The sequence below is a fragment of the Gordonia oleivorans genome (genome assembly GCF_040044975.1).
Classification (GTDB): domain Bacteria; phylum Actinomycetota; class Actinomycetes; order Mycobacteriales; family Mycobacteriaceae; genus Gordonia; species Gordonia oleivorans.
In genome coordinates this window covers 90,831-116,180 of record NZ_JBDZDI010000013.1, presented here as the reverse complement: position 1 = coordinate 116,180, position 25,350 = coordinate 90,831, and the positions used below count along the sequence as shown (strand labels likewise).

General features: G+C 67.8%; 25 protein-coding genes. 10 read left to right on the top strand and 15 right to left on the bottom strand.

Going from position 1 to position 25,350, the window contains the following annotated elements; genetic code table 11:
* Positions 1-14: 14 nt before the first annotated feature.
* Together ABLE92_RS17710 and ABLE92_RS17705 are read right to left on the bottom strand one after the other, a co-directional pair.
* Positions 15-1,100 carry an AI-2E family transporter gene (locus ABLE92_RS17710; protein WP_348806062.1) on the bottom strand — a complete coding sequence of 362 codons (1,086 nt, stop codon included), beginning with the start codon at positions 1,098-1,100 and terminating at the stop codon, positions 15-17.
* A gap of 64 nt (positions 1,101-1,164) precedes the next feature.
* Positions 1,165-2,022: a DNA-3-methyladenine glycosylase family protein gene (locus tag ABLE92_RS17705; RefSeq protein WP_348806061.1), complete on the bottom strand. Its 858-nt coding sequence runs from the start codon at positions 2,020-2,022 to the stop codon at positions 1,165-1,167.
* 143 nt (positions 2,023-2,165) lie between these two features.
* On the opposite strand from ABLE92_RS17705, the gene ABLE92_RS17700 reads away from it, so the two are divergent.
* Entirely contained in the window at positions 2,166-2,672 is a 507-nt protein-coding gene (locus ABLE92_RS17700) for a nitroreductase family deazaflavin-dependent oxidoreductase (RefSeq protein ID WP_348806060.1), read from the top strand.
* Positions 2,673-2,682: 10 nt separating this feature from the next.
* On the opposite strand, the gene ABLE92_RS17695 is transcribed toward ABLE92_RS17700, so the two are convergent.
* The 5 genes from ABLE92_RS17695 to ABLE92_RS17675 all read right to left on the bottom strand — a co-directional run bounded on the left by ABLE92_RS17695 (position 2,683) and on the right by ABLE92_RS17675 (position 8,260).
* Positions 2,683-3,516 carry a hypothetical protein gene (locus ABLE92_RS17695; protein ID WP_348806059.1) on the bottom strand — a complete coding sequence of 278 codons (834 nt, stop codon included), beginning with the start codon at positions 3,514-3,516 and terminating at the stop codon, positions 2,683-2,685.
* Positions 3,517-3,660: 144 nt separating this feature from the next.
* Positions 3,661-3,879: a hypothetical protein gene (locus ABLE92_RS17690; RefSeq protein ID WP_348806058.1), complete on the bottom strand. Its 219-nt coding sequence runs from the start codon at positions 3,877-3,879 to the stop codon at positions 3,661-3,663.
* Entirely contained in the window at positions 3,861-5,192 is a 1,332-nt protein-coding gene (locus ABLE92_RS17685; RefSeq protein ID WP_348806057.1) for a flavin monoamine oxidase family protein, read from the bottom strand. Before ABLE92_RS17685 ends, ABLE92_RS17690 begins: the two co-directional genes overlap by 19 nt.
* A gap of 52 nt (positions 5,193-5,244) precedes the next feature.
* Positions 5,245-7,320 (bottom strand): ArnT family glycosyltransferase, encoded by a 2,076-nt coding sequence (locus ABLE92_RS17680; protein WP_348806056.1) that lies wholly within the window; start codon positions 7,318-7,320, stop codon positions 5,245-5,247.
* Positions 7,321-7,447: 127 nt separating this feature from the next.
* Positions 7,448-8,260 carry a DUF1206 domain-containing protein gene (locus tag ABLE92_RS17675; protein WP_348806055.1) on the bottom strand — a complete coding sequence of 271 codons (813 nt, stop codon included), beginning with the start codon at positions 8,258-8,260 and terminating at the stop codon, positions 7,448-7,450.
* Between the two features lie 173 nt (positions 8,261-8,433).
* Between ABLE92_RS17675 and ABLE92_RS17670 the strand changes: the two genes are divergently transcribed.
* The 3 genes from ABLE92_RS17670 to ABLE92_RS17660 all read left to right on the top strand — a co-directional run bounded on the left by ABLE92_RS17670 (position 8,434) and on the right by ABLE92_RS17660 (position 11,263).
* Positions 8,434-10,161 carry a GMC oxidoreductase gene (locus ABLE92_RS17670; RefSeq protein WP_348806054.1) on the top strand — a complete coding sequence of 576 codons (1,728 nt, stop codon included), beginning with the start codon at positions 8,434-8,436 and terminating at the stop codon, positions 10,159-10,161.
* Positions 10,162-10,250: 89 nt separating this feature from the next.
* Entirely contained in the window at positions 10,251-10,547 is a 297-nt protein-coding gene (locus ABLE92_RS17665) for a YiaA/YiaB family inner membrane protein (protein ID WP_348806053.1), read from the top strand.
* A gap of 104 nt (positions 10,548-10,651) precedes the next feature.
* Positions 10,652-11,263: an HD domain-containing protein gene (locus tag ABLE92_RS17660; protein ID WP_348806052.1), complete on the top strand. Its 612-nt coding sequence runs from the start codon at positions 10,652-10,654 to the stop codon at positions 11,261-11,263.
* Here ABLE92_RS17660 and ABLE92_RS17655 read toward each other — a convergent pair.
* Genes ABLE92_RS17655 through ABLE92_RS17645 form a run of 3 tightly spaced genes read right to left on the bottom strand, consistent with a single transcriptional unit; the run spans position 11,223 to position 13,990 of the window.
* A complete protein-coding gene (locus tag ABLE92_RS17655; protein WP_348806051.1) occupies positions 11,223-11,651 on the bottom strand; it encodes a nitroreductase family deazaflavin-dependent oxidoreductase in 429 nt (142 codons plus the stop codon). The genes ABLE92_RS17660 and ABLE92_RS17655 overlap by 41 nt on opposite strands.
* Positions 11,652-11,672: 21 nt before the next feature.
* Positions 11,673-12,806: a CaiB/BaiF CoA transferase family protein gene (locus ABLE92_RS17650; RefSeq protein ID WP_348806050.1), complete on the bottom strand. Its 1,134-nt coding sequence runs from the start codon at positions 12,804-12,806 to the stop codon at positions 11,673-11,675.
* The gene (locus ABLE92_RS17645; protein ID WP_348806049.1) at positions 12,803-13,990 is read right to left on the bottom strand and encodes an acyl-CoA dehydrogenase family protein; all 1,188 of its coding nucleotides are present in this window, start codon (positions 13,988-13,990) and stop codon (positions 12,803-12,805) included. The genes ABLE92_RS17650 and ABLE92_RS17645 overlap by 4 nt, the downstream gene beginning before the upstream one ends.
* Before the next feature lie 135 nt (positions 13,991-14,125).
* Between ABLE92_RS17645 and ABLE92_RS17640 the strand changes: the two genes are divergently transcribed.
* A complete protein-coding gene (locus ABLE92_RS17640) occupies positions 14,126-15,133 on the top strand; it encodes a LacI family DNA-binding transcriptional regulator (protein WP_348806048.1) in 1,008 nt (335 codons plus the stop codon).
* Positions 15,134-15,269: 136 nt separating this feature from the next.
* Here the strand turns inward: ABLE92_RS17640 and ABLE92_RS17635 are convergent, their stop codons facing one another.
* Entirely contained in the window at positions 15,270-15,881 is a 612-nt protein-coding gene (locus ABLE92_RS17635) for a TetR/AcrR family transcriptional regulator (protein ID WP_348806047.1), read from the bottom strand.
* A 68-nt stretch (positions 15,882-15,949) separates the two neighbouring features.
* Here ABLE92_RS17635 and ABLE92_RS17630 point away from each other — a divergent pair, with 68 nt between their 5' ends.
* The 5 genes from ABLE92_RS17630 to ABLE92_RS17610 all read left to right on the top strand — a co-directional run bounded on the left by ABLE92_RS17630 (position 15,950) and on the right by ABLE92_RS17610 (position 20,091).
* Positions 15,950-16,771 carry a siderophore-interacting protein gene (locus ABLE92_RS17630; RefSeq protein WP_348806046.1) on the top strand — a complete coding sequence of 274 codons (822 nt, stop codon included), beginning with the start codon at positions 15,950-15,952 and terminating at the stop codon, positions 16,769-16,771.
* A 50-nt stretch (positions 16,772-16,821) separates the two neighbouring features.
* Complete coding sequence (locus ABLE92_RS17625; RefSeq protein ID WP_348806045.1) at positions 16,822-17,790, top strand: DUF389 domain-containing protein; 969 nt, start codon at positions 16,822-16,824, stop codon at positions 17,788-17,790.
* A gap of 104 nt (positions 17,791-17,894) precedes the next feature.
* Positions 17,895-18,767, top strand: coding sequence for an SHOCT domain-containing protein (locus ABLE92_RS17620; protein WP_348806044.1), 873 nt, complete (start codon positions 17,895-17,897; stop codon positions 18,765-18,767).
* Positions 18,768-18,781: 14 nt separating this feature from the next.
* Entirely contained in the window at positions 18,782-19,378 is a 597-nt protein-coding gene (locus tag ABLE92_RS17615) for a sulfite oxidase-like oxidoreductase (protein WP_348806043.1), read from the top strand.
* The gene (locus ABLE92_RS17610; RefSeq protein WP_348806042.1) at positions 19,375-20,091 is read left to right on the top strand and encodes an FAD-binding oxidoreductase; all 717 of its coding nucleotides are present in this window, start codon (positions 19,375-19,377) and stop codon (positions 20,089-20,091) included. The genes ABLE92_RS17615 and ABLE92_RS17610 overlap by 4 nt, the downstream gene beginning before the upstream one ends.
* A 652-nt stretch (positions 20,092-20,743) precedes the next feature.
* Here the strand turns inward: ABLE92_RS17610 and ABLE92_RS17605 are convergent.
* From ABLE92_RS17605 to ABLE92_RS17590, 4 genes are read right to left on the bottom strand one after another with little or no spacing between them, the layout of a single operon-like run.
* The gene (locus ABLE92_RS17605; RefSeq protein ID WP_348806092.1) at positions 20,744-21,838 is read right to left on the bottom strand and encodes an MSMEG_0565 family glycosyltransferase; all 1,095 of its coding nucleotides are present in this window, start codon (positions 21,836-21,838) and stop codon (positions 20,744-20,746) included.
* Between the two features lie 5 nt (positions 21,839-21,843).
* A complete protein-coding gene (locus ABLE92_RS17600) occupies positions 21,844-22,689 on the bottom strand; it encodes a carbon-nitrogen hydrolase family protein (protein ID WP_348806041.1) in 846 nt (281 codons plus the stop codon).
* Positions 22,690-22,743: 54 nt separating this feature from the next.
* Positions 22,744-24,201 carry an MSMEG_0567/sll0787 family protein gene (locus tag ABLE92_RS17595; protein WP_348806040.1) on the bottom strand — a complete coding sequence of 486 codons (1,458 nt, stop codon included), beginning with the start codon at positions 24,199-24,201 and terminating at the stop codon, positions 22,744-22,746.
* A gap of 1 nt (position 24,202) precedes the next feature.
* On the bottom strand, positions 24,203-25,258 hold the full coding sequence (locus ABLE92_RS17590; protein ID WP_348806039.1) for an MSMEG_0568 family radical SAM protein: 1,056 nt from the start codon (positions 25,256-25,258) through the stop codon (positions 24,203-24,205).
* Between the last annotated feature and the right edge of the window lie 92 nt (positions 25,259-25,350).

The following is a 25,350-nucleotide window of genomic DNA, read 5'->3' as shown; positions in this document are numbered from 1 at the left end:
TCGCTGCGCCCCGATCAGGTCGTCTCGCTCGGGGCGTCCTCGGCGGCAGGCCTCCGCATCTCCTGGATGGCCTTGATCGACTTGGTCACCACCGCGAGCACCGGTGGGCCCAGGACCATGCCGAGCAACCCGGCCGCGGTCCCGCCGATCATCGTCGCCAGCAGCACCGCCACCGGATGCAGGTGGAGTGAGGACCCGAGTGCCCATGAGCTGACGGCACTTTGGATGGTGCCGTTGGAGACGATGAAGGTGATCCCCATGATCAGCGCGGCCGTTGGTCCGCCCGTGCCGAACGCGATGAGCACGACGAACGCGCCGGTGAGCCACGCCCCCAGGTAGGGGATGAACGACATGAAGAAGTACAGGACGAAGATCGGGATGGCCAGCGGGATTCCCAGCACCAGAAGCGGAATCATGAAGATCGGCGCGGTCAGGATCGCGGTGATCGCGGTGCCGCGGAAGTACCCACGGATCGACTGGCGTGACAGCGCGGCGATCTGCTCCACCTCGGCGGCGTCGAAGTCACCGCGACGCGCCAGCCACTCCGAGAACCGCTGACCGTCGCGCAGGACGAAGAACAGGAAGAACAGCGCGAAGAAGGTTCCCATGATCAGGGAGATCACGCCGTAGAAGGTACTGGTGACGGCACCGAGCGCGCCCTGACCCAGTTGTGCGGCATGGCTTTCGAAGGCTGCGCGGGCATGCTCGAGTATCTGGGCGTCGATGTCGAGATCGCCCGCCCACTTCACGAAGGCGTTCCACCCGCCGATGAGCTGCCGGTAGATCTCCGGCCACTGGTCGAGGAACCCGGACACCACGATCGCGATGGTGGCCGCGGCGACCGCCACCGCCACCAGCAGCGTCACCATCGTCGCCGGCGTCGACGGGAGCCCCCACCGTTCGAGGCGTTCCTTCAGCGGTTCCAGGACGAGACCGATGATCACGGCGATCACCAGCGGGACGAGGATGCCACTGATCGCACCGATCGCCGTGGCCGCAACGACGATCAGCGCGATCACTCCCAGTAGTGACCAACTCGCGACGCCGGCACGACGCAGTGTCGACGATCTCGTCGGGCCCGACCGCTCTGCCACACCCATCACATTTCCTTCACGCGCGACGCTCGACCGGGTTGCGAGGGGACATCGTGCACGTAGTAGTTAATCAGCCGCCGGCGATCTCGTGCGTGCGGTGCTCGCGGCCGGCGCGCAGATATACCGACGCCCAGGTCCGAAACGGTTTCCACGCCTCCGACACGTCGGCAACCGTGCGGTCGGGTCCGTAGTGTTCGTGCACCTCGGCCGCGAGCCGCCGCTCGTGCGTCGGCACCATGTCGGGGGCGTTGGCTCCGCGCAGCACGATCAACTCCGACGCAAACGGGCCGATGCCTCTGATCTCCTGCAGCGCCGACACCGCCTCCGCCGGCGGGATCGACCGCAGATGGCCGGTGTCGAGGAGTCCGTCCAGTGCGGCGTCGGCGACGGCGTGCAGATACTCGGCCTTGCGGCCGGGGAGGTCGAGATCGAGGGTGGCCAGGGTGGATGGCGCGGGGAACGCGCCGTCGCCGCTGTACCGGGTGGTGATGTCGGCACGGAGCTTCGCGGCCTGCACGATGCGGATGCGCTGGGAGAGCACCGTCCACGCCGCGGCCTCGTAAGCGGAGTGAAAACCGCACGGCCGCAGTCCCGGAAGCGATGCCTGCGCCGCCCCGATCACCGGATCACGCGCCCCGACCTCCGGCCAGCCGCGGGCGTCGACGTCGAGCGCGAGGAACCGTGCGGTCTGCGTCGCCGCGGCCTCGAGGTCACCGTCACCGGTGACGACGATCTGTGCGTCCTGATCGTCTTGCTCCACGGTGACGTGCGCCGCCGACCAGTCCGCGTCGACCCGGAACACCGTCGACAGCCGGCCCGGTTCCTGGCTACCGCCCAATGCCGACGGGGTGAATCCTTCCCAGAACTCCCGGCTGACGTCGAGTGACCACGAACCGAGGACGTGGTGCGTGACGGTGTGGGTGGCCATCGTGCTCCAATCGCGGGGATGTGGAGGCGACGCTACGCCGACCCTCCGACAGTCGCGGATTGTGATGAATCCGGACCGGACCGGATGCGCGATCCCGCACACTTGGGACACCACAGCCGGATCACACACCGAGGAGTCACGCCATGGGTACGCCTTACCCCGACGTCCGATGGGGATCGGAGACCAGTCCGCTGCGTGCGCCGCTGGTCGCGTTCGCGAAGACCAAGCCCGGCTCGTGGGTGATCCGCACGATGACCCCGCTCGACCGGGCCCTGATGAAACGCTCCCACGGCCGATTCACCACGCTCGGGCCGATCGCGGCACCGACCGCGCTGGTGACCACGATCGGACGCAAGTCGGGTGAGCGCCGGACCTCCCCGCTGCTCTACTACCGTGAGGATCCGCACATCTTCCTCATCGGCTCCAACTTCGGGCAGGAGCACCATCCCGCCTGGACCTGGAACCTGCTCGCCGATCCGCGTTGCTGGGTGACGATCGGCGACTCCGAAATCGCTTCGGAAGCAACCCTTCTCGACGGTGAGGAACGGGACCGGGTATTCGGCGAGATGGCGAATCTGATCGAGGTCTACGGCGAATACCGGCGGCGTACGGATCGCGAGATCCGTGTGTTCCGTCTGACGGCGGTGTGACGGCGCACGCTCACCCGGCGGTGCCCAGCGGGGTGCACCGAAACGCGTTGGTGTGCGCATCCCAGGCATAGGAGAAGCTGCTGTCGGCGGTGGTGTCCGACCCGCGTGGTTGCCACGCATTCGCGCTGAAGGTGAAGTAGTTCTCCGTTCGCCGGCCGCCGCCGGGAATCGGAATCCCTTCCTGGGTCGCCGCACTCAGACTGACGACCGCGATCTCGCCCGGCGTTCGGCACACGATCGAATCCTGCTTGCCGTGCGACGAACCGAGATACCAGATACCCGGGGTGGCCATACTCGTCGCACCCGGGATGGGCGGCTGGGGCAATGGCACCAATTCGGCTCCGTTCCAGCCGATCACAGAGAACTGTTCGGCATTGCCCTGCCCCCGGACCAGATGCAGGGCGAGATCGGCGCCGTGCGCGCGGCTGATCGCGAATGCGCCGCGGAAGATGTCAAACGGGGTCGGGTAGGCGCTGCCTGACACATTCTGGGTGACCGAGTGGACCGTTCCGTTGATCCCGACCCGGGTGGTGATGTGCGATGTGCCGAAGGCGATCCCAGGTGCAGGCGCATCGGAGGAGTACGCGATCGCCACCGGATCCGGTGTGCCGTCACCGTCAACGTCGACGATGCGTACCACCTGGCAGGTCCCCGATGCCCCGGCACATGGATCGACCGTCGCCGTCGGGCTTGCGGTAGCGCCACTGCCGCCCACCGTTGACACCGCCGCGTTCTCCGGAACCGCGGTTCCCGTCTCGGCGCTGCATCCGGCGCCGGCGAGGACGGCCGTCACCGCGGCCACGAGCAACGCCCACCGGCGGTGGGCGTACGTGCGAGAACGCATGGACATGAGGGCCTTTCATTCGACAGGCGATGATCGTATCGGCAACCCGCACGCAACGATCCGCGGACGGCCCCTCGGTGTGAACTTTCATCTCTTCGGGGTACAAGGTTTCGGGGTGCGGGGATTCTCGGGTGGACGCCACCGTCACATCAGCGCCCACACGAACCGCAGCACGATGGCGCCGACACCGAAAACGACTGTGCCGATCAGCCATTGGCGGGCCCGCCGGTCCCTGTCGACCCGGTCACCGTGCACATCGTCACCCGCGCCCCGTAGGTACACATAGGCGGCGGCGAGGGCGCACACCGCGGCCACCACGCCACAGCCGAGGACGAGCACGAACATCACTGGGTCGGTGTCCACAGGTCCTCGATCGGGATGTCACGCCCCAGGATGCTGCACGCCGCCCGGTGGCCCGACATCAGCGCCGCGGTGACGGTGGCCGGGTCGTCGGTCCAGGTGGCCTCACCGGCCAGGTGTAGCACCCCGCCGACGGGCGTGGCGAGGACGTCATGATCGGCGGTCGTCGAACCCACGGTCATGTACGCATACGAACCGAGGGCGAAAGGGTCATCCTGCCAACGGGTTATCTGAACCTGCGTGGGATCGGCAACCGCGTCGCCGTAGATGTCCCGGAGTGCGTCGAGCACCGACCCGACGATCCGCGCGTCGTCCCACCCGCGAATCGTTCGCGCGCAGTCGGCGGCGGCGAAGGTCAGCACGGTGGGGGTGCCGTGCAGTGCGGTGAGGTCATACCAGGAATGCCACCACGCCCCCGCCGGGCCCTGACGCCGGATCGCGTACACGTCGTCGTCCCAGAACTTCTCCGGAAACCGCAGGAAAATCTTCTCGAAGTCGTTCATCTCGAGGCGGCCGAGGGCGCCGGCAACGGGTTCGGGCAGGGGTGGCTCGATCACGATGGCACCGGATTTGAGCGCACCCACCGGAACGGTGACGACGGTGACCGCCCCTCCGACAACACCCCGATCGGTGTGGACGGCAACACCGTCGGCACCCCACTCGATGCGAGACACGAAGTGCCCCAACCGAATATCGAGGCCGACCGCCAGGGAGTCGGCAAGAACGCCGTACCCGTCGGGGAAGATCACCTCGTCACCGAGGGTCTCGTCGTCGTCGAGTCCGTGGGCGTCGAGGTCGCGTGCGTCGACGCCGTATTGCTCTTCGGTACGGTGGTGCAGGAATTCCCGCACCCGCTCGGCGCGTTCCGCCGACCAGCCCACCGCGCCGAGAGTCTCCTCCACCGCCGCCGCATATGATGTGCCCGAGCCGATGTCGGCGATGCGTCGCGACAGGTGTGCATCGCAGTCCCGGACGTCGGCGGCGAAGGCGGCCGCGCCGGCGTCGTCGAGGCGTCGGCCGTCGGGACCGTAGTAGGCGATCGGCCGGGAATCGGGTTGGTAACTGCCGACGGTGAATTCGACGGACCGCATCCCGAATCCGCGGACCGCGTCGAACAGTGGGGCGTCGTCGATGCCGTGGATCCACGAGGCACCGAGATCGGTGATCGTCCCGTCGGAGCGATCGGTGTGGACGCGTCCGCCGATCCGGTCACGCGCCTCGAGCACCACCACCGATCGACCATGGCGAGACAGCAGCCGGGCCACGGTCAGGCCCGCGATTCCCGCCCCGACGACCACCGCGTCGGGACGAGACATCTGGTGCGTCACCTCAGGCCTCCTGACCTCGATGAGGCCAACCTACGCCCGATCAGCTCAGATCGTAAACGGTGTAATTGCCGACCCGGACTCCGTGATAGGTGCTGGTCACCCATTCGCTGATGGCGGTGCCGACACTGGAACGGCGCCCGCCCATCGGACCACCCGGGGTTGCTCCGCCAGCAGAGGTGCCGGTCCCTGCGACCAGGTAGTAGCCGATCTGCTTGTCGGCGACGTAGTGCTGGAACTGTGCGAGCGTCGGCGTCGGATCGCTGCCACTGAATCCGCCGATGGCCATGACCGGCACCTTGGCGGCGAGCTCGATGCCGGAGGCTGCATTCGCGCTGGTGACCGCGGCGGCCCAGCGGGCGCCCGAGCCCTGCAGCATGGCGGTCAGCTGCGCGGGTGTTGCCTGGTTCTCGAATCCGCCCATACGCGTCCCCGACTGACCGCCCGCGGCCGATCCGGCCCGTCCACCGGAACCACCGCCCCAGCCGCCGGTATGTGTCGACGACGAGGTGGGCAGCACCGACGGCCCACCGCCGGTGTGGGCGACGGTGTCGCCGTTGATCGCGTACGCCGCGGGTGCCGAGATCAGTGCGGCCAGACCGACTCCGGCGGCGATCACCGCGATCCGGCGACGTGACCACGCCGGAATCATCAGTGCGATGGCCGACGCGATCGCGGCGACGAGGACCAGCCACCGCAGCCACGGTTGCCAACTCGGCGCGTGGTCGAGGATCACGAATCCCCAGATCCCGCCGGCGAGCACCATCGCCGCGAGCCCGTACCGCCCGATGCCGGCGCGCACCGCATCGGTGTCTTCGCGTGCCCGCCACAGCCGCACGGCGCCCACGCCGATGAGTCCGGCGATGGGAGGTGCGATCGCGAGACTGTAGTACGGGTGGGTGGTGCCGTTCATGAACGACAGCACCAGACCGTCGACGATGAGCCAGATACCGAACAGCAGGGTGGTGGCGCGGACGAGGTCGGTCCGGGGGCGGCGGCCGCGGAGCACGAGCAGCAGCACGAAGGCGATCAGTGCCGATGGGAGCAGGAATGAGATCTCCGCACCGAACTCCCCGGTGAACAGTCGGGTGATGCCCGGCGACGAGCCGAACATGCCACCACCACCGCCGAAGCGACCGCCACCACCGCCGGCGCCGGTCGCGCCGTGCTGTGTCATCGCACCCATCCCGCCGGCACCCATTCCCCCGGCACCCACGCCACCGTGCTGTCCGCCCATACCGGCTCCGCCCTCGCGGCCCTCGATCCGGGCCAGACCGTTGTATCCGAGAACGAGATTCATGAACGAATTGTCGGTGGAACCGGCCAGATACGGACGTGAGGATGCCGGCCACAGAATGGTCAGCAGCACAAACCATCCCGCCGACACCACCATCGCGCCGGCGGCCGCGAGCAGGTGGCCGAAACGTCGGCCCCACGTGGTGGGTGCGGCGACGAGGTAGACCAGACCCAGCGCCGGCAGGATCATCAGACCTTCGAGCATCTTGGCCAGGAACGCGAATCCCAATGCCACCCCGGCCGATATCAGCCACTTCATCGACGCGCGGGGCAGTGCACGCACCGTGCAGTAGGCCGCCGCCGTCATCAGCAGCACCATCGCCGCGTCAGGATTGTTGTAGCGGAACATCATTGCCGCGACCGGGGTGAGTGCCAGTGCGGCACCGGCGATCAGCCCGGCCGTGCGTCCGCTGACCCGGGTGGCCATGGCGTAGACCAGGGCCACCGACGCGACGCCCATCAGTGCCTGCGGGATCAGCATGCTCGCCGAGGAGTAACCGAAGATCTGCCCCGAGACCCCCATCACCCATTGGGACAGTGGCGGTTTGTCGACGGTGATGAAATTCGACGGATCGACCGACCCGAACAGCAGCGCCTCCCAGTTCCGCGAACCCGCCCACGCCGCCCCGGCGTAGAAGGTGTTGGCGTTGCCGTTGGCGGTGATGTTCACCAGATACAGCACGGCGGTGCCCACGAGCAGCACGGCGAGCAGGATGCGGTCGCGGACCGTCGGTTTCGTCGACGCGGCTGCCGGGGGTCCGGCTGCCGGGGACGCGGTGGACGCGCTATCGGGACTCACGGGCTGGGCGTCGAGGAGGCTCACGGGATCGATCGTGCGGACGATTCCTCGGCGGTCGGTGTCGATCTGCTGGCAACTTCCTGTCCATCAGCACCGAGGTGCCGGATTGTCCGGAAGTGTCTGGTACACAGTGCCTTTTGTCGGATTCGGATCACATCCGCGCGTACCGCGCCATCACGAAGCAATAGATCCCGTAGGCGGCGAGGCCGAGCGCGGCGATGACGAGCAGCACCTGCCCCGCGGGCCACCCGGCGACGGTCTTCACCGCCCCGTCGATCCCGGTGGCCTTGGACGGATCCACGGTCGCGACCGCGACGATGACGAGCAGTCCGGCACCGGCCAGCACCAGTCCCTTCGCGGTGTAACCGACGATCCCGGTGACCTTCACCGCGTCGTTCTCGTCGATCTTGAGATCGTCGAAGAAGGATCGCGTCACACCCTTGTAGACGTGGTAGGCGCCCACCGCGATGATCACGAGCCCGACGACGACGAGCAGGACCTTGCCCGGCGCCGATCCCATCAATCGTGCGCTCAGACCGGCATTCTGACGACCGCTGGATTGCCCATGGCCGAGGGCGAATTGCGCCGCCGACCACGCGAACGCCAGATACACCACGGCGAGTGCGCCCGCCTTCGCGCGGTCGACCCAGCCGTCGTCATCGTCGGGCGCCGGATCGGCCGGATGCGGGCCGAGGATCACCTCCGCGACGCGCCACAATGCCGTCGCGACAAAGGCGACGACCGCGATCCACAGGGCGGTGCGGCCACCGGGCGTGGAGGCGAACAGGCCGAGCGCCCCGGACTGATCGGCATTGCCCGGATCGCCGAAGGCGAGGCGCGCGACGATGTAGGCGATCAGCAGGTGCAGCAAACCGCTGACGACGTGCCCCGCGCGGGCGAGCCGCTCGAACCACTCGCTGTCGGTGGCCCCGCGGACGGCGTCGGCGGGTGTGTGATCGGTCATCGGGCATCCTCGCCTGGTGGTGGACGGTCATTGACCAGGATGGACCGCCGGGCGCGTCGGGTCATGGGTTTCGCCGTCTTGGCAAGTCACCGCGTCGCCGTCCCGTGCACTGCCGCGGTGCATCGCCACAGGGTATGGTGACCGGCGTACTGACTGGGTCGGGGACACTGCAGATGACCGCGGGGAGGCGGATCTGCGGTGACGAACTCGGTGGGGTGATCATGGATCGTCGATCGTTTCTGAGGATGTCGGCCGGTGGCGCGGTGGCCGCCGGCATGTCCGGAGCCCTTTGGGGCAGTGGGCTTCTGGCGGCCGGACGTGGTGCCGCGGCACCACCTCGCCGCGGTGTGTACGAACGTCTCGTCCCGGAGATCTTCCGGCCGGTCCCGGCGCCACCGCAGCATTCCGAGGCCATCGTCATCGGCTCCGGATTCGGCGGTGCGGTCAGCGCACTTCGCTTGGCGGAGGCCGGAATCGCCACCACCGTCCTCGAACGGGGCTCGCGATGGCCGCATGATCCGTGGCGCGAGATCTTCGGATTCGACGGTCGGATGCTGTGGCATGCGCAGCGGTCCCTGGCCGACGGGGCCCCGGATTCGACGCTGACGGTGCCCGCCTACGCCGAAACCCTCGGTGCGATGGCCGCCGTCGACGACTTCGGCGGCATCTTCGAGATCAGTTGGCACCACAACTCGGCCATCCTGTGTGGCGCCGCGGTCGGCGGCGGGTCGGTCGTCTACATCGGCATCACTGCGCAGTCCGAACGCACCCCGTTCGACGAAGTCTTCGGCGGCACCGTGAACTACGACGAGATGGCGCGCGTCTGGTACCCGAAAGCCCTTGCCGGACTGGGTGCGACGGTCGTTCCCGCCGACGTGTATCGCGATCACACGTTCAGCAACGCCCGGGATTTCGCACGCGTCGCCCGATCGGCGGGCTACCAACCGCATGCCCTGCCCGGCAACTGGCGCTGGAATGTGGTGCGCGACGAGATCGCCGGGCGGGCCAAGCCGATGGCCACCAGCAGTGCCCTGGCGAACTCCAACGGTTCGCTCAACTCACTGACGTTCAGCTACCTGCCGCGGGCCGAGGCGACCGGTAAGGCCACCATCCATCCGCGGCATCAGGTCAACGGCATCCATATCGAACGTTCCGGTCGATATGTGCTCGACGTCGACTACGTCAGCCCCTACGGTGACATCCTTGCCCGCCGCGTCCTGACCACCGACCGTCTGGTCCTCGCCGCCGGCTGCCTGGGTACGAACCGACTGCTGGTGGCCGCACGGGACACCGGGACGCTGCCGAACCTCAACGAACACATCGGCACCGGTTGGGGCAACAACGGCAACGGCAACATCGACATCGCGCTCGGCGGGACCCGAAAAGACACCCAGTCGGCGGTCGGCGCCCAGGGGTTCTTCGACACCGACGGTCCGTTCGCCCGTGCCGTCGTCAACAGCACCTTTTCGCTCGGCCCGCTGGATGCCGCGGCGGCGGCCCTGGACACCTCGGCCATCAAGGTCGGCATCACCTCGGTCGACCACTCCCGCGGCACCTTTCGTTATCACCGCGACACGGGTCGGGTGGTACTCGACTGGCCGGCCGCGGGCAACGGCGACGTCGCCGCGAACTGCATGCGCATCGGGCATCGGCTCGCCGAACACTCCGGGCTGCCGGTCAGCGGCGTCCTGTACGAACCGGACCTCACCTGGGCTCACTGCATGGGCGGCGCGACGCTGGGCACCGCGTGCGACGAGTACGGTCGCGTCAAGGGATATCAGAATCTCTACGTCAACGACGGCGCGATGCTGCCGGGCTCGGCGGCCGCGTCCAATCCGTCGCTGACGATCACCGCGGTGGCCGAACGCAACATCGCCGCCATCATCGCCGCCGGCGGGTGAGGCCGGTCGGTGGGTGGCGCGTGGATTACCCACCGAATATGGGTAGATTCCCCCATCTCACATCCCGTCCGGATTGTCATTCTCGTCGCATGACTTCTTCCGCTGATGTGTCCCGCGCCTCCACCACCGCCGCCTTCTTCCTGCAGGCCGCCATTGCGTTCGGCGTCAGTCTCGCCACCGCGTGCGTCGGCATCTTCTACCTCCCGATCGATCCGTGGCAGCGCGGCTTTCTGGCCATCACGCTGCTGTTTCTGACCTCGAGTACCTTCACCCTCGCCAAGGTGGTCCGCGACCGCCAGGAGCACGACACCGTTCGCGCACGGCTCGACGAGGCCCGCGTCGACCGCCTCATCGCCGAACACGACCCGTTCAACAAGATCGCCTGACGACGCCCCGAAGACCGCTGCGCTGGTGGCAGCGGTCTTCGGCAATTCTGTGAACCGAGGAGTAATGTCCGAATCGTTCACCAGCGGCGATCGGGGTCAGCACCATGAGTACGACGGCGGAGCAGCCACGCGTGTCCCTCGTCGCCGCGGCGAAAGCACTGGCCACCACACTCCTCGCCGACGACCCACGTCGTCTCGATCATGTGACCACCGCGGCATCGCAGGCCGAGAAACTGGCGATCACCGTGGACCCGGCCGATCGGGAGACGCTCATCGCCGCGGCCTGGCTGCATGACATCGGATACGTCCCCGCGCTGCGCGACATCGGCTTTCATCCGGTCGACGGCGCCCGTTATCTCTGTGCGCACGAGTGGCCGCACCTGATCGCCGATCTGGTCGCCCACCACTCCGGTGCACGTTTCGTCGCCGAGGAACGCGGATTGAGCGACGCGCTCGCCGACTTCGTCTTCACCGAGGACGCACTGTCGGATGCACTGACCATCGCCGATCAGACCGCAGGCCCGTGCGGGCAGGTGATGCTCGTCGAACATCGGATGGCCGACATGCTCTCTCGGCACGGCCCGCAGTCGCCCAATGCCCGGGCACACGATCGTCGGGGCCCCTACTTCCGTGCCGCACGCGACCGGGTGCGGCAGCGGCTGGCCGTCGCCGACCCTACGATGGTGCTGCCCGCTCCAGAACCACAACCGGAATGACCCGAGACGTCTTAGTCTGGTAGGTGTCGTAATCCGGCCACACCTCGGTCATCGACGTCCACATCGCCGGCTTCTCCTCGTCGGTGGCGACGCGTGCGTGCACCGGGAACCGGTCGGCCTTGATCTGGACCTCCGCATTCGGGTTCGCCTCGAGATTGCGGAACCAGGCCGGGGGAGCGTCGGTGCCGCCCTTGGAGGCGACGACGAGGTACGCGTCGTCGCCCCACGGACGGAAGATCAGCGCATGCCGCCGTTCCTGCCCGGACTTGTTGCCGGTGGTGAACAGGATGAGGATGTGGGTTCCGTTCCACTCGTAGCCCTGTTCACCCCCGGTCTTCAGGTAGAGGTCGACGTGAGCATCTCCGTGCAGGGCATCAGCTGTGGCCATGACTCCACCATGCCACGCACGTCAACCGCGGCTGCCCTCCTCGGTATCGTCCTCGCCGAGCAGCGGCGGTGCCGACCGGTAGGTCGCCGGCGTCGCGCTGAGCCGAATCGGGTTGGCCACCTGCGTGATCGGCGCATCGCGCCGGTCGTCGTCGATGGTGATCACCGGTGCCAGACCGAGCCGTTCGGCGAGCGCGATGGCGTCGTCGATGTCGTTGAGCGGGCCGCACGGTACCCGTTCGGCGGTCAGCGCGGTGAACCAGTTGTCGGCGGTGTCGGCGGCGAGGGCGTCGTTGAGGATGCGGCCGAGTTCCTCACGGTGCGCCACACGTGCCGTGTTGGTCGAAAACCGTTCATCCACAGCGAGATCCGGCAGCCCGATGGCCTTGGCGAGGGAGGCGAACTGGCGGTCGTTGCCGACGGCGAGGACCAACGGGCGGTCCGATGCCGAAAACACCTCGTACGGTGCGATACTCGGATGGCGGTTGCCCATCGCGTGCGGCACCACACCGGCGGCCACATAGGCCGAGGACTGATTGACCAACGCCGACAACAACGACGACAGCAGATTCACCTCGACGCGCTGACCCTCGCCGGTGGCGTCGCGATGACGAAGGGCGGCAAGGATTCCCACCGTCGCATGCAACCCGGTGATCACGTCCACCATGGCCACACCCACCTTGGTGGGGGTGTCGGGATCGGGGCCGGTGATGCTCATCAGTCCGCCGACGGCCTGGATCAGCAGATCGTAGCCGGGTAGTTGATTGTTGCCACCGAAGCCGGTGACCGAGCAATACACGATGTCCGGGTTGATCTTTCGAGCGTCGTCGTAGCCGAGGCCGAGGCGGTCCATCGTGCCGGGCAGGAAGTTCTCGACGACGACGTCGGCCCGCGCCACCAGGTCTCGAGCCCGGGCCAGCCCGTCGGGATCGGTGAGGTCGACCGACAGGGACTGCTTGTTGCGGTTGACCGACAGGAAGTACGACGACTGATCGCCCACCCACGGCGGACCCCAACTGCGGGTGTCGTCACCGGAGCCGGGCCGTTCGATCTTGATGACCTCGGCACCGAGATCGGCCAGCAGCATGGTGGCGTACGGCCCGGCGAGCACGCGACCGAAGTCGGCGACGACGAGCCCGCCGAGAGCGCCACTCACCGGAACGCACCCTCACCGGTCAGGGCCTTGCCGATGGTCAGCTGGTGGACCTCGGAGGTGCCCTCGTAGGTGAGTACCGACTCCAGGTTGTTGGCGTGTCGGATCACCGGGTACTCGAGGGTGATCCCGTTGGCGCCCAAGATGGTTCGGCATTCGCGGGCGATCGCGATGGATTCCCGGACGTTGTTGAGCTTGCCGGTGCTGACCTGCTCGGGGGTGATCTCGCCGCGGTCCTTGAGGCGACCGAGGTGATAGGCCAGCAGGTGGCCCTTGCCGACCTCGAGAGCCATGTCGGCGAGCTTGGTCTGGGTGATCTGGTACCCCGCAAGGGGTTTGTCGAAGACCTCGCGGGATTGCGCGTACTCCACGGCCACCTCCACGCAGTCGCGCGCGGCGCCGATGGCGCCGAAGATGATGCCGAAGCGGGCCTCGCCGAGGGCGGTCAGCGGTCCGGACAATCCGCGGGCCTTGGGCAGCATCGCCGAGGCCGGCAGGCGGACGTCCTCGAGGATGAGTTCGGAGGTGACCGACGCGCGCAGCGACATCTTCTTGGTGATCTCCGGGGCGGAGAAGCCGGGGGTGGTGGTGGGGACGACGAAGCCGCGGATGCCGCGGGCGCCATCTTCGAGGTCGGTGTTGGCCCAGACGACGGCGACGTCGGCGATCGAACCGTTGGTGATCCACATCTTGGTGCCGTTGAGGACCCAGTCGTCACCGTCGCGCTTGGCGTTGGTGCGCATGCCGGCGGGGTTGGATCCGAAGTCGGGCTCGGTCAGACCGAAGCAGCCGATGGCGGTGCCGGCCGCCATCTGCGGCAGCCACTCGGTCTTCTGCTCCTCGCTGCCCCAGTGGTGGATGGAGAACATCGCCAGTGATCCCTGCACCGACACCAGGCTGCGGATGCCGGAGTCGACGGCCTCGAGTTCCAGGCAGGCCAGCCCGTAGGCGGTTGCGCTGGTGCCGGGGCAGCCGTAGCCCTCGAGGTGCATGCCCAACGCGCCGAGTGAGCCGAGTTCGACGGCGAGGTCGCGGGCGGGCAGGGTGGCGTCCTCGAACCAGTCGGCGATGTGCGGCCGCAGGCGCTCGTCGCCGAACTTCCGGACGGTGTCGCGGATCGCGATCTCCTCGTCGTCGAGCAGGGAGTCGAGGGCGAACAATTGGCTCAATGTTTGCGGCTTGGACATCTAAACCTCCTGGTAAGAACGATTGCACAATCGATTTCTGGTGGCTACTGTAGGCAGCATCACGGCGTGCCGTCAAGATGGAGGGTGGCAGGCGTTGGTCCGGGAGTCGGCGGATCAGGGAGGAAAGGTGCGGCGATGTCGAGCACCCCGCGGGTGGCGACCCTCAAGGAGGTCGCCGAACGCGCCGGAGTTCACGTGTCGACCGCGTCGCGCGTGTTGCGGCAGAGTGAGCCGGCCGGTGGCTGGTCGGAATCGGCGCGACGGATTCGGGAGATCGCCGACGAACTCGGCTATCAGCCCAACCGCTGGGCGGCGAGCCTGCGGACGCGCAAGACGACGACGATCGGGGCGGTGATGACGCGGTTGACCGACGGCGTCGTCGCCACCACCTATCAGGGCATCGAGGAGGCCGCCACGCGCGCGGGGTATTCGGTGCTGTTGTCGTCGCCGCCCGACGATCTCGACGCCGAGCGCCGGGCGATCGAAATGCTCGCCGGACGTCAGGTCGACGGCCTGCTGCTGGGTGGCCTGCACATCCCCGGAAAGCCGTTCATCGAGTCACTCCCGGTTCGCGATCTGCCGATGGTGACGGTCACCCGGCACGCCGACGCCGGACTGCCGTTCGTCGGCGCCGACGACCGCAACGGCGGGATCCTCGCCGCGCGGCACCTGCTCGATCGCGGCTACACCGACCTCGCGGTGATCACCGGTCCGGCGCATGCGAGTACCGGCCGGGACCGGACGGCCGGGTTCGTCTCCGCGCTGGAGTCCGCGGGCGTCGTGTTGGCTCCCGAGCGGATCGTCGAGTCGAGTTTCGGCGTCGACGGGGGCGTCGCGGCCGGCCGGGCACTGCTCGACGCGCCGCGCCCACCGCGCGCGATCTTCGCGGTCTCCGACACGGTCGCGATCGGCGTGATGGGCGCCGCCCGCGACCTCGGCATCCGCATCCCCGACGACGTCGCGTTGATCGGGTTCAACGACATCCCCACCGTCGCACAACTGCCGGTCCCGCTGACGACGATCCGCTCGCCCGCCCACCGGATCGGTGAGACCGCGGTGCGGCGACTCCTCGACCTCGTCGAGGGCCGGGAACCCGAAACCATCCGGCTGCCCGTCGAACTCGTGATGCGTGCCACCACCTGATCCCTGGACCCACTGACAGCGCTCGCCTCAACGTTGACAGCGCTCTTGCCATCACTGACAGCGCTCTTGCCATCACTGACAGCGCTCGCCTCAACGTTGACAGCGCTCGCCTCAACGTTGACAGGGACCTCGCCGTTCAGTGGATCCGCGGCCGTCGCAAGGTCCAACCGCGCGGGGGCTCGGTGTCGATGTCGAGAACGCGCAGTGATCCCAGGATCAACGACTTCAGACCCCAGTCGAATTCGCGATCGGCGTCGCCGGTGTCGTGGTCTGCGGCGCCGTCGCGGGTGGCGTAGAAGGTGTCGGCCAGTGCGACACAGTGAAATGCGATGGTCGACAACAGCCACTGCGCGGTGGCGCGGGGCAGCCGGTAGGTGGCGGCAACCTCGCGGTGGTGCTCGGCGATCTTGTCGACCATCGAGGGTGTCGTGTCATCGCGCCGGGTGAGGAAGCCGGTGATCCCCGGATGCTGTTGCGCCAGTAGATACATCGAGTGGCCGAAGCCGAACAGATAGGTCGGCAGCGAGTCATCTGCGGACGGCGCCGGAAGAGCCCAGGACAGGAAGATGTGCTCGGCGATCAGCCGTTTGAGTTCGTCGACGCCGGAGACGTGTTTGTAGAGGGCGGGCTGTGTGACGCCGAGTTCCTTGGCGACGCGGGCAAAGGTGATCGCGGGGAGGGTGATCTCGGTGCCCACGGCGACGATCCTCTCGGCGCTGATCGTTGGTGGCCGGCCGACGCTTCCCATGGTTTGTATAGTACCCCTATACTAAATAAGTAGAGGGTCCATAAACTAACCAAGCAGAGGTGGGATCGATGACTGCCGACAAGCCCGATGACGTGCTCGAGAACGACGACCACGCCGGCGAGTTGACAACGCTGACCGCGACGGTCGTCGCGCGTGAGTGTCCCGACCCGCATCTGATGCGGCTGACCATCGACATCGGTGATGCCGCAACGGATCCGACCTGGGAGCAACCCAACGTGGCCGTCCGGGTCAATCTGGGACCGCGGTTCGACGACGCGTCGCGCGTCTACACTGTCCGTGACGCCGACCGATCCCGGTCGCTGATCACCCTCGACGTGGTCCGGCATCGATCCAGCAGTCCGATGATGCGGTGGTCGGCGGCAGTGCGGGCGGGCGATCAGGTGACAATCGTCGGGCCACGACCTCACTTCGTGGTACCCGAGGGCCGCGCCGACGCGGTCCTGTTCGCCGATGACTCGGCGATCCCGGCGCTGTATGAGATCCTCCGCCAGTGGCCGTCGCATCGCCGAGCCGACGCATTCGTCCTCAGCCACAGCGACTTTGCGTTTGACGAACTGCCCCGTTCGGCACAGATCGCCGTGCACCGGGTGACCGTCGCCGATGGAGGGCTCGAAGCCGCGGCACGGACAATCGAGCATCCCGCCGAGGTCGTGGTGTGGGCCGCCGGCGAACGCGAGGATATGCGCACGATTCGCCGGTACTTCCGCAACTCGGTCGGACTCGGCAAAGACGACGTCGCGGTGTTCGGCTACTGGAAGAAGGGCGTGAGCAACACCGACATCGACCGCGTGCGCCTGGCCGCCTATCAGCAACTCCTGGCCCGCGGTGAGGGTCTCGCACAACTCGACGATCTCGCACTCGACATCTGAACCCGGTGTTTCGCAGGCGTGACGACGCCGACCAGGCGCCACAATGAGGCATGCTCCATCTCGAGATCTCGGTGCCGACGGCACAGACCGCCGGTGTGCTCGACCTCGTCGTCGACGATGAGACGGTCAGTTCGGTGGCGGTCATGCGGGGTGCGTCGGTGAAGCCGCAGGGCGACGTCATCACCCTCGACGTCGCGCGCGAAGCCGCCGACGACCTGATCATGACCCTGCGGAGCATGGGCGTCGCCGATGACGGGTGCGTCCGCGCCGAAGAGGTGGAGACCTTCCTGTCCCGGCACGCCCTGGAGGCCGAACGCGCGGCGCCCGGCTTCGGCTCGGATGCCGTCGTGTGGGCGCAGGTCGGTCGCCGCGCCTACGCAGACTCCGAACTCAACTTCACCTACCTCGGGTTCATGGTGCTCGCCACCATGCTGGCGGCCATCGCCATCGTGCTGGATTCACAGATCCTGACGATCGGGGCGATGGTCCTCGGACCCGAGTTCGGGGTGATCTCGGCGCTCGGGGTGGCGTTGGTACTCCGGCGATGGAATCTGCTCGGCATGTCCGCACGCACCCTGGTGGTCGGTTTCGCGGTCGCGATGGCCGTGACATACGCCCTGTCCTGGGTGATGCGCGGGATCGGATGGGTCGACCTCGACGATCTGCAGCACCACCCGGAGACCGATTTCATCTACTCACCGGACCGGTGGTCGTTCGTCGTGGCGGTCCTCGCCGCGGTGGCCGGCATCCTCTCGATCACCTCGGCGCGCCTCGGCGGCCTGGCCGGGGTGTTCATTTCGGTCACCACGATTCCGGCCGCCGGGAACATCGCCCTGGCGGCGGCCTTCGCCGAATGGCATGAGGTACGAGGTTCGGCATTGCAATTGTTGGTGAACATCGTCGGAATGACCGTGGCCGGCTGGTTCACCCTGTGGACACAACGAATGCTCTGGGCGCCGGTGGCGCGCCGTCGTGCGGCACATGTCCGCGGTGCGGTGGTTCCGCCGCCGACCACCTGAGGAACGGACGTGCGCGTGCGAGCAGGGGCCGCCTGCGCGGGCTGAATTCCGTTGCGTGGTAGCCGTACACTTGTGTCGGATTTCCTCGACGAAAGAGTCACATCATGCAGGGTGCCCTCACCCCCGAGGCCGAGCAATCGGTCAACGAGATCGCCGGACGCTACGGCATCTCCCACGACGCCGTATTGGCGATGCTGTACGCCGTCAACAGCGGTGGCGGCACGATGGCGCAGTTCTCGATCCCCGAACTCGGCGGATCCGGACAGTGGATGCGCGGCGGTATGACCATGGTGGGCAACATGTTCGACAACGCCCTGAAGGCACGCGTCGATTCGCTCTGCAATGAGCTGTCGCAGCTCCTGGCGACCACGATCGTGTTCCCGCCGCCCCCGGCGCACCCCGCCGGCGGAAGCGCGAACTACGGCTTCGGTACGGCCAACAACTGGTGGCCCACCGAGCTCGGCGTGCCGAGTTCCACCGGTGGGCAGAACGACTCTCGGTATGCGGTGTTCCCTGGAACCCGGCGACTGGCCATCCAGCAGAACGGGGTCACGCGCGTTTTCGACACCGGCGACCACCAGATCGGCGGCGTGCAACAGCAGCAGGGCGGTTACCCCGGCACCGTGAGCTTCACCAGCCAGTTCGGCACCTTCGATGTGTCGAGCCTGACCGAACTCACCGATCGGCAGGTCGACGCCACGCCGGTGGCCGCACCGGCCCCAGACCCCGGATCGGTGTCCCAGCCCGGATTCGCGTCCCAACCCGGATTCGTGTCCCAGCCGGGATTCGTGTCCCAACCCGAACCCGCGCCGCAGTTCGATCAGGCACCGGTAACGCCGACGTCGCATCAGGCGCCGTCCTCGGGTTCCGACGACATCTTCGCGGCCATCGAGCAGCTGGCCGGTCTGCATCAGCGCGGCATCCTCAGCGACGAGGAGTTCGCCACCAAGAAGGCCGAGTTGCTGGGCCGGCTGTAGGCTGGATCGGTCACATGGCCATCGTCAACCGTGGATTCGTCGGGCGGCGCGATCGCACCGCCCGACGGCTCCCGCCCGGGCAGTATTCGACGGTCGACTTCCCGGTCCTGTCCGCCGAACCCACCCCGTCGCTACCGCTCGAGTCGTGGAAGCTGACGATCCAGTCGTCGGATCATCGTGCGCACAGTCTGGACTGGGCCGCGTTCTCGGCATTGCCCCACGCAGACATCACCACCGACATCCACTGCGTCACCCGATGGTCGAAGTTCGACACCCGATGGCGGGGCGTGTCTTTCGATACCCTGCTGGCGCTGTTGCCATGGCAGCCGGACGATTTCGTGATGGCGCACTGCTACGGCGGCTACACCACAAACGTCCCACTCGCCGACCTCGTCGACGGAAAGGGCTGGCTGGCCGACACCTTCGACGGTGAGCCACTGGCAGCCGAGCACGGCGGCCCGGTGCGGTTGCTGGTCCCGCACCTGTACTTCTGGAAGAGCGCCAAATGGGTTCGGCGCCTACGGTTTATGCCGCGTGACACCCCCGGCTTCTGGGAGGAGCGCGGCTACCACATCTACGGTGACCCGTGGAAAGAGGAGCGCTACTCGTGAGTGACGGCTGGCAGGTCACCACCGTGATCTCCACGATCCGGCAGAGTCCGTCATCGGTGTCGCTGCGACTGGCGCTGGGGGAGCCGTTCACCGCAATTGCCGGCCAGCACATCGACATTCGGCTCACCGCCGAGGACGGCTACACCACCGCACGGGCATACTCGCTGTCGGATACCCGGGAACGCGCCACCACCGAGGTCACCGTCGAACGTGCCGACGACGGCGAGGTGTCGCCATATCTGGTCGACGTCGTCGAGGCCGGTGATCCGCTGGAGATCAGCGGACCGCACGGCGGTTGGTTCACCTGGGAGCCGAGCAGTCCGCGGTCGGTGCAACTGATCGGCGGGGGTTCCGGCATCGTTCCGTTGATGTCGATGATCCGTGCCCGCGAGGCGTCGGCGCCACAGGTTCGGTTCAACCTCGTGTACTCCCTGCGGTCGCCGGACCGAACGCTCTTCACCGATGACCTGCGCCAGCTCGCCGACCATCATCGGCTGTCGCTCAATCTCTTTCACACCCGAGTCGCACCCGCAGGCGAGTCACGGCCACCAGGGCGACTCACGTCCACCGAGCTCGCCGACGCCACGATCGCTCCCGACCGACGACCCGACGTCTACATCTGCGGACCGAACGGCTTCGTCGAGAACTGTGCCCAATGGATGATCGAGGCCGGGCACGACCGCGCGCTGATCCGGACGGAACGGTTCGGGTAGGGGCGGTTCGGGTAGCGGTTCGGCTGTGTCCCAGCACCATCGCACCGGGTCTCGACACGTCCTGCGCTATCGCTCCGGACGGCTCGACCAGCGAAAAAGGGGTTCGGTCTTCCACTCGCCGGTCGAGCCGATGCGAGCCCCAAGGGCGAGCATCGTGTCGAGGCCCGGTGAGGTGGGGCTGGTATCGGACCACAACAAAAGAACTACCCGTGCAACGGATGTCAGCGGGAGCAGCGGAGGGGTTGGGGTGGTTTCCAACTTCGTCGCACCGGGTCTCGACACGTCCTGCGCTATCGCTCCGGACGGCTCGACCAGCGAAGAATGGGTTCGGCCTTCCACCCGCCGGTCGAGCCGATGCGAGCCCCAAGGGCGAGCATCGTGTCGAGACCCGGTGAGGTGGGGCTGGTACCGGACCACCGCCGAAAGAACACCCGTGCAACGGATGTCAGCGGGAGCAGCGGAGGGGTTGGGGTGGTTTCCAACTTCGTCGCACCGGGTCTCGACACGTCCTGCGCTATCGCTCCGGACGGCTCGACCAGCGAAGAATGGGTTCGGCCTTCCACCCGCCGGTCGAGCCGATGCGAGCCCCAAGGGCGAGCATCGTGTCGAGACCCGGTGAGCTGAGGCTGGTACCGGACCACCGCCAAAAGAACTACCTCCGCAACGGATGTCGCCGATAGAACTCCAGATGTGCCGCAGCCGCGCGCTCCCAGGTCAGCGACCGGGCCAGGGCTCGTCCGCGTTCGCGGCGACCCCCGTCCTCACCCGCGGCGGCCAATGCGGTGGCCAGCGACGCAACGTCGGTCGCGTAGGACACACTGTCGCCGAACACTTCTCGCAGTATCGGCAGATCACGCGCGACGACGGGCCGACCGGCCGCGAGGGCCTCCATCGCGGCCAGGCCGAAGCCCTCCTTCGTCGACGGGAAGGCGAACACCTCGCAGGCGGCCACCAGGGACGGCAGGTCTGGATCGGCGACATTGCCGAGCACCACCGGATGCACACCCAAAGCCTCTTGAAGACTGTCGAATTCGGCACGATAGCCGCGATAGTCGAAGAGTGTCTCGCCACCGGCGAAGACGAGCCCGAGGTCGGGATCGTCGCGTCCTAGCCGCGCCCATGCCGCCAGCAGGTCGATGCTGCCTTTGCGGGGTTCGATGCCGCCGACGGCCAGCACATACCGACCGAGTCGAGACCGCCACTCTCCGCGGGCCTCGACCGCGGCCGGTGTATCCGCCGATGCCGCCGCAAAACGTTCGTAGGAAACACCATTGGGGATCACGGCCGGTGTCAGGCCCCAACCGGCATGCACCTCGTCCGACACCGCCTGCGACACGCAGATGCGGGCGTACGGAGTGACGACAGCCTTCTCGTGGCATTCGACGAGGACGGGCGTGGTGAACTGGTCGAGGTGATGGATGGTGCGGATGCAGCGTCCGACGGCGTTGGCACTGATGCAGTCCTGCGCGTGGACGATGTCGTACTCGTCGGGGCGGAAACCACTGCGAAGCGTGTCGATGGAGCGCAGAATGCGGTCGGTGACCGTCTCGTCGGCGCGGTCGGGAAACGGCAGAAGTTCCTGCTGTACAGCAGGATCGACGTCACGGAAGAATCCCTCGTCGCCGCCGCGGGCCAGGCTCCACACCGTCACCTCGGCGCCCTGCGCCGCCAACCCCTCGGCCAGGTTCAGCGTGTGCACGACGCCGCCGCGAGGCTTCGTCGAATAGGTCAGCAACGCGACCCGCATACGGTTCACCCCTCCCGCACCGGATCGGTGGCGTAGATGTCGAGACGCAGTTCGCTGAGATGGTTGAGAACCCTTCGGGCGCGGTCGATCTCGGCGTCGATGTCGACCTCCGCCTTGGCCAGGCCGCCCTTGGATCGGGTGGTGGCCAGCACGTCGCCGCCCGGCCCCACCACCTTGGCCTGACCGAGGAATTGCAACGACCCGGTGATGCCGGTGAGATTGGACGACACCATGAACACCTGATTCTCCGCGGCGCGGGCGCAGTCGTACAGGTCGAACAGCCGGGACTGCCGGTCGGCGGGTAATCGGGTGGCGCGGTCGGTGACGCTGGCCGGCCACGCCGACAGCGCCGCGATGACGCGGGCGCCGTGCAGCGCGAGGGTGCGCGCCGATTCGGGGAAGGTCTTGTCGTAGTCGATGAGCATGCCGATCCGTCCCACCGGGGTGTCGAAGGTGCGGAACGAATCGCCCGCCGCGTATGCCTCCGATTCGCCGGCCGGTTGATGGACCTTGCGATGTGACCCGAGGATGCCGTCGCCGCTGACGCAGATCGCCGCGTTGTAGTGGACGTCGCCGGCGGCCTCGGTGTATCCGATGCACACTGTCATCGGGCCCGCCGCCGCGATGATCGCCGCCACCTCGGCCCCGGCCGGGTCGATGGCGGGCGGCAGATCCTCGGGGTCGGGATGTCGCAGGTCACCGATGTATCCGCCGAGCGCGGCGTCGGGAAACACCAGGAGGTCGACGCCGTCGCGGGCGGCGGCCTCGATGATCCCGACGGCCTTGTCCACGCCGCGCGTGAGGTCGCGGCCGAAGTGTCCGGCCAGCGCGCCCAGGGTGACCGTGCTCATGTCAGCGAACTCTACTGAGGAACGCGCCGCGAGAGGCGCGGGCGGGCACGATGCTCACGCCACCCCCAGTCCGGTGACCGTCGACGCGACGGCGGTGGTCACCTCACCGTCGGGCCAGCGCAGCCGAACCCCGGGTGCGGCGGTGAGGCGACCACAGGATGCGGTCACCGCCGGACCGCCCAGGTCGGCGGCCGGTTGGCGATCGGCGATCAGCATGGCGAACCCGGGGAAACACGTGAGCCAGTCACCCATCGTCGCGGCGTCGGGTCGGGGAATCGCGGTGACGTCCAGTTCGGCTCCGGTCCCCGACGCCTCGGCCAGCATGCCGAGTGTGCCCGCGAGCCCGGCCATGCTGACGTCCTTGGCGGCGGCCGGCCGTAGCCGCTGCACCAGGGCGGCCAGCTCGCCGAGTTCGGTGGCGCTGCGCGAACTGGTGCTGTCCCACTGCCTGCCGTGATACCCCGGTCGCCACGACCCGCCGAGATCGGCCGCCACGGACACGACGTCGCCGACGCGCCCGCCGCCCGCCGCGATCGGCTCGGTGGTGCGGCCCAGAGCGGTCACCGATAACGATGCGGGGACGCCGACCTGCGTGTGGCCACCCACCACCGGGGTGCGCCAGGCCTGCGCCGCCCCCGCGATACCGCCGACGATGCGGCGCAGGTGTGCGGTGGTGGGTGCGCCGACCGCATCGAGAAGGGCTGTCGACGTGGCCCCCATCGCCGACAGGTCGTTGATGTTGACCAGCACCGAGCACCACCCCGCCCATTCCGGGTCGCGGTCCACCATGGCCGGAATGATGGCATCGCAGGCGGCGATCATGTCAGAACCTGCCAGGGGCACACCGTCGTCACCGCGGAATCCGTCCGGACCGAGACCGCCGTCCTGGTGACGCAGCGGGGCCAGCACATCGGCGAGGAGGGATTTGGTGGAGTCCGCGGTCCGCTGAATCTGGTGCAGCGGCCACCGCATTCGACGGTGGGCACGCTCCCCGATGGTCTCCCCGGTTCCGGTGTCGTCCCACCCGAGGGAGGCGAACATCGTGGCGTACCTCGCCTGCACGGTGGCGTCGAAACGCAGGACGCCGGCCTGCTCGACGTGTGCGCAGGCCGCCCGCACCAGCGCCCGGCCGATCCCGCCGGCGTGCGCGGTGTCGGCAACCACCAGCCGGCTGCCCGCCCACCAGCCGATGTCGGGCGAGTGCATCGGTGCCACGCGCACTCCGCCGACGACGGTGTCACCGGCGATGGCCACCAGCACGTCGGTGCTCGGGTCGTCGTCGACGTGATCGCGGTCGGAGCCGGCGAACAGTGCCTGGCGTTCGACGAATTCCTGATGTCGCAGAGCGTGATACGCGGCCAGTGTGGTCGGGTCGTCGGCCACCCGGATCAGAAAGGCGGGCGCGGGTGCCGCGCGCCGGCCGGCGAGAATCGAGAGTTCCCGGGGTGCGGGACATGCGGGGGCGGGTGTGGTGTGCGCGAGTGTGCCGGGCCGGGGCCGTCCGTCGAGCATGTCAGCCTCCCACGCTCGCCAGGATGCTGCAGGCGCCGCAGGCCGCACATCCGGCGCGTTGGTCGGTGCCGGCCATTCCGGTGAAGGCCAGGTGGGCGGCGACCTCCCGACTGATCTTCTCGACGATCGCCGGGTCGGGTGCCCCCGCCTTGTCCACGTCGACGGCGAGGGTTCCGGCGTGCGGACGGAACGGAACGATGAACGGATACACCCCCATGTCGACGAGTTCCTTTGCACCGAAGATCATCTCGTCGGGGTCCTCGCCGAGTCCGACGAGGAGGTAGGTGGAGACCTGATTGCGCCCGAAGACACGTACCGCCTCGGCCCACGCCGCGCGGTACTCACTCAACGGAACCGACGATTTGCCGGGCATCCAGCGCCGGCGGACCGCGTCGTCGAGGGATTCGACGTGGATGCCGATGGCGTCCGCGCCGGCATCTCGTAGGTCGGTGATGGTCGAGAGGTCGGCGGGCGGTTCGCACTGCACCTGGATCGGCAGATCCGGCACTGCTCGCTTCACCGCCCGGACGCAGCGCGCCAGATGTCGTGCGCCCCGGTCTTTTCCGGCGGAGGTGCCGGTGGTCATCACCATCTGGGTCACGCCGTCGAGATCCACTGCCGCCCGCGCGACCTCGGCGAGCTGCTCGGGGCGTTTGACCGCCACCGTCGAACCGGATCGCAAGGATTCCTCGATGGAACAGAATCGGCAGCGCTGATCCTCGTCGTAGCGGATGCACGTCTGAACCACCGTGGTGGCCAGCACATTCCGGCCGTGGAGCTTGGCGATCTGCTCGTAGGTGATGCCGTCGTCGGTGCGCAGATCGTAGAACCTCGGGCGGCTGATCACCCCGATCTCGAATCCGGTGTCGTCGCCGTCGCGCAGCACCCGGCTGCCGTCGAAGACGAAGGGACTGTCGGGGTTTCGGGGGATGGCGGCGTCCAGGCCGTCGACGATGAGGTGGCCGTCGTCGCTGGGTCCGGCACCGCCGGTGCGATGGACCGGGGGTGTGCCCCGGATACCGAGGAGTGCGAGGTCGACCCGGGTGGATGCTGTCATGGTGTGCTCCGTTCGCTCGCGGGATGCGCTGGGGCGAGGTCGGTGCCGCGTCGTTGCGGATCGATCGGGTGTGGTTGGTGCGGGTGTGGATG